Origin of the sequence: Peptoniphilus indolicus ATCC 29427 (assembly GCF_000227315.1) — a bacterium.
GTDB classification, from domain to species: domain Bacteria; phylum Bacillota; class Clostridia; order Tissierellales; family Peptoniphilaceae; genus Peptoniphilus; species Peptoniphilus indolicus.
The window spans coordinates 146,037-149,852 of record NZ_JH165063.1 but is presented as its reverse complement, the minus strand read 5'-3'; the positions used below and the strand labels follow the sequence as shown (position 1 = coordinate 149,852).

Genomic DNA, 3,816 nt, shown 5'->3' with positions numbered 1-3,816 from the left:
CTAATTAAATTTTTAAATAAACTTTTCTTCAAACCTAAGTAATTCTTCATCTATAAGTTTGTAAGAATTTAATCTGTTTATATTGTCTCGTGCTTCTTTTGAACCAGGCATACCTTTAAAATAACCCACAAACTGTTTTCTCATTTCAAGCACGCCCAATCTTTCATTTTTGTATTCAACTGCAAGTCTTAAATGCTCTCTCGCCTTTTCAATTCTATCCACAAAGCTTGGCTCAAAATATTCTTCGCCTCTTGATTTAGTAGCTATCTCTTCAAAAATAAACGGATTTCCTATAGCTGCTCTACCTATCGACACACCATTCACTCCATAGCTCATAACTTTTTCCAAAGCATTTTGATAAGAATCTACATCCCCATTACCTATCACAGGAATTTTAACAAGTTTTGCAATCTCTGATATATATTCCCAATCAGAAACTCCCGTGTAGTATTCTTCACGAGTTCTTCCATGAACAGTTATTCTCTTGGCCCCTGCTGCTTCTATCTCCTTCGCCGCTTCCATAGAATTAGTTTCTCTTATTCCCTTTCTAATCTTCACACTGACTGGAAGGTCTGTAGCATTCACAACTGCCCTTGTTACTTCATATACTAAATTGGGTTGATCTAATAGCGCAGAGCCAGAATTATTTTTCACAATTTTAGGCGCAGGACATCCCATATTTATATCTATCCCTATAAAATCAAATTTAGATACAATTTCAGCCGCCTTAGCCATAAAATATGGTTCATCTCCAAAAAGTTGTACCACAACATTTTTTTCATTTGGAGAAGTCTTTAATAAATCATTTGTCTTTCTGTCGCCATACACTATTCCCTTGCAGGACACCATTTCAGTCACAACTTCACTTGCTCCCATTCTCGAGCAAATTTCTCTAAAAGCTATGTCTGTATACCCTGCAAGAGGTGCAAGTGATGCAAATATTTTAGTTTCCAAAAATCTTATCCCTATTCATATCATATATCATTCTGAGCCCATCAAGAGTTAAGTATTTATCAATTATTATGTCATACTTTGACTCATGAGTTAAAAGAGATGAAAATCCACCTGTTGAAATTATTTTTGTACTCTTTTCTTCAAAGCCCACTTCATCTATTATCCTTTCTATTATTCCATCAATCAAAACATTATATCCATGATATAATCCTGATTGCATTGATGAAACAGTATTGGTTTGAACTACTTTATCAATCTTTTTAATTTCTATTCTCGGTAATTTTGAAGTTCTTTCAAAAAGTGCTTCGGCAGCAATTCCAATCCCCGGGAAAATAAGCCCCCCTCTATATGTTCTGTCCTTGTCTACTACGCAAAATGTCATAGCTGTGCCTATGTCTATTATTATGCAAGGTCCTCCATATACTTCGAGTGCAGCTACTGCATTTACAATTCTATCAGCTCCTACAGCACTTGGGTTATCATATTCTACTTTTAAATCGTAATCTAAATCTCCATTGACCACTATCGGCCTTTTACCAAAATACTTTATAATCATTGATGGTAAAGTGTGCATAAGATTCGGAACAACTGAAGATATTATTACATTTTCTATTTCATTCAACCCTATTCCTGCATTTGATAGAGTATTTTGAAATATCATTCCATATTCATCAGAAGACCTCGTCTTCACTGTTGCTATTCTAAAATTTTGTATTAATTCTTCACCTTGATATATACCATAAACTATAGAAGTATTTCCTACATCAATTGCTAATAACATCGTCTCTCCTAACTTGTTTGTATATTTTATGATTTTTTATTTTTACCCCAAATTTACAATCTCATTAAGTATATCTATTAAATTTATCATTTTCAATAAATTTTCTTATTTTATTATATTTAGGTTTACAATCAAATTTAATTTGACATTAGCGTTAACCGGCTTTAAAATATATGTAGTTATTAAAGGAGGTCTATCATGACTAAAAACACAACTCGCATAGTTAGAATTGCATTATTTACAGCACTTATTTGTGTCGGAGCTTTTATTTCTGTTCCAATAGGCCCTGTTCCGATTAGTTTTCAAAACTTTTTTGTAATTATGGCCGCATTATTATTGCCGGCTAAAGATGCTGCACTAAGTGTACTTATATATTTATTAATTGGATTGGCAGGTCTTCCTGTATTTGCTCAATTTACCGGCGGTCTACAAACTGTATTCAAACCTTCATTCGGCTTCTTAATTGGTTTTGTTGTAGGCTCATATGTAATTTCTAAAATAGTTGGAGATTCAAGAGATTATAAAAAAATATTTCTTGCAACTGTTGTAGGTGAAATTATATTTTACATTGTAGGAATCCCATATATGTACTATATATTGGCTGGTATGTCTAAAGCACCCGGTACAATTACAGGCCTTTTGCAACTTGGACTTATTCCATTTATTCCGGGGGATTTACTTAAGATGGCAATCGCTACTGCCATCGCACCTAAGATAAAAAATGCAATACAATATAAATAAACAAAAAAGGCAGATAGAGAAATTTCTCTATCTACCTTTTTTGTTTACTTAATTTATATTATTTAAAGAAATGTGATAAAAATATTATCAATATAGCTACTGGAGTTATATATTTTATACTTATTCTCATCCAACTCTTCACAAATTCATTTTTAATATTGCTAGCTTCAATTACATTTTCAATTCCCCAAACATAGCCAGAGAATATAGCTATCGCAAGACAACTGAAAACTAAAATATAATTACTTTCTACGACATCAAACATTCCAAATAAAGCATCGTTGTTGATTGAAAGATAAGCTACTATAACTATAGGTACTGCACTGATTAAAATAGCTGTAATTCTATTTAAGCTATACTTTTCAGTTAAAAGCCCCACTATCGCTTCATAAACTCCAACTGAAGAAGTAAATGCTGCAATGTAAAATCCTAAATAAAATAGTATGGATAAGAAATATCCCCCGGGTACAAGATTGAATGCATTAGGTAGGGTCAAAAAACTCAAACTAACACCTTCTGTAACTTCTAAATTAGTTCCAAATACCATAGGGAGTATCATAAGTCCTGCAAGAATACCTGCGAAAATTAAAGAAATACAAATTAGAGAAGAGCTCTTAAATATATTTTCATCTTTATCTTTGATGTATGAACCGAAAACCATACTTCCCAACATTCCCAATCCAAGAGCAAAGAAAGCTTGTCCTAAACAAGTTAAAAGTGAATCAAGAGTAAATTTAGATATATCAGGTAAAAATAAAAATTTAACTCCATCAATAGCCCCATCAACTCTAAGAACTGAAATTATTACAACCGCCATAATCAAAAATAATATTGGTAAAAGGATTTTAGAGATTCTCTCAATTCCTTTTTGTACTCCAAAAATTAATACAAAAATATTTAATAGCAAATTTATTATAAAAAATAAAAACACTTGAGTCTTGTCAGCATTGAAGTCATTAAAGAATTCTACTACACCATCAGGAGTAAGCCCCATATAAGAACCTTGGAAACTTACAATTAAGTATTTAAAAATCCACGAATAAATAGGTGCGGTATACCCAAGTATTAGAGCTGCTGCTATTAAGTGTAAATATCCAGCTAAATAAAATTTTGATTTAGGAGCAATAGTCTTATATGCATCAATTGCAGTGCGTTGAGTATGAAAGCCTATAGCAACCTCACAAGTCATTAGAGGAATACCTATAATCAATATTATTGCAATGTATATTAGTATAAAAATAGCGCCTCCATTAGCACCTACTACATAAGGAAATCTCCAAAGAGAACCTATACCTAGTGCAAGACCTATTGCAACTAAAATAAAGCCCCAAATGGAGCTG

The 3,816-nt window shown here is 32.3% G+C and carries 4 protein-coding genes; 1 reads left to right on the top strand and 3 read right to left on the bottom strand.

Features of this window, described 5'->3' with window-relative positions:
- Window positions 1-12: 12 nt before the first annotated feature.
- The gene (gene dusB, locus HMPREF9129_RS07375; protein ID WP_004822086.1) at window positions 13-954 is read right to left on the bottom strand and encodes a tRNA dihydrouridine synthase DusB; all 942 of its coding nucleotides are present in this window, start codon (window positions 952-954) and stop codon (window positions 13-15) included.
- A complete protein-coding gene (locus tag HMPREF9129_RS07370; RefSeq protein WP_004822084.1) occupies window positions 944-1,735 on the bottom strand; it encodes a type III pantothenate kinase in 792 nt (263 codons plus the stop codon). The genes dusB and HMPREF9129_RS07370 overlap by 11 nt, the downstream gene beginning before the upstream one ends.
- A 198-nt stretch (window positions 1,736-1,933) precedes the next feature.
- Here HMPREF9129_RS07370 and HMPREF9129_RS07365 point away from each other — a divergent pair, with 198 nt between their 5' ends.
- Window positions 1,934-2,476, top strand: coding sequence for a biotin transporter BioY (locus tag HMPREF9129_RS07365; protein WP_004822083.1), 543 nt, complete (start codon window positions 1,934-1,936; stop codon window positions 2,474-2,476).
- A 58-nt stretch (window positions 2,477-2,534) separates the two neighbouring features.
- Here HMPREF9129_RS07365 and HMPREF9129_RS07360 read toward each other — a convergent pair.
- Window positions 2,535-3,816 (bottom strand): sodium-dependent transporter (locus HMPREF9129_RS07360; protein WP_004822081.1); only part of this gene is annotated, 1,282 nt, incomplete at its 5' end.

Bases quoted from the DNA above. Each gene is read 5' to 3' on its own strand.
- HMPREF9129_RS07365 (WP_004822083.1), top strand. From the start codon at position 1,934: ATGACTAAAAACACAACTCGCATAGTTAGAATTGCATTATTTACAGCA.
- HMPREF9129_RS07370 (WP_004822084.1), bottom strand. From the start codon at position 1,735: ATGTTATTAGCAATTGATGTAGGAAATACTTCTATAGTTTATGGTATA.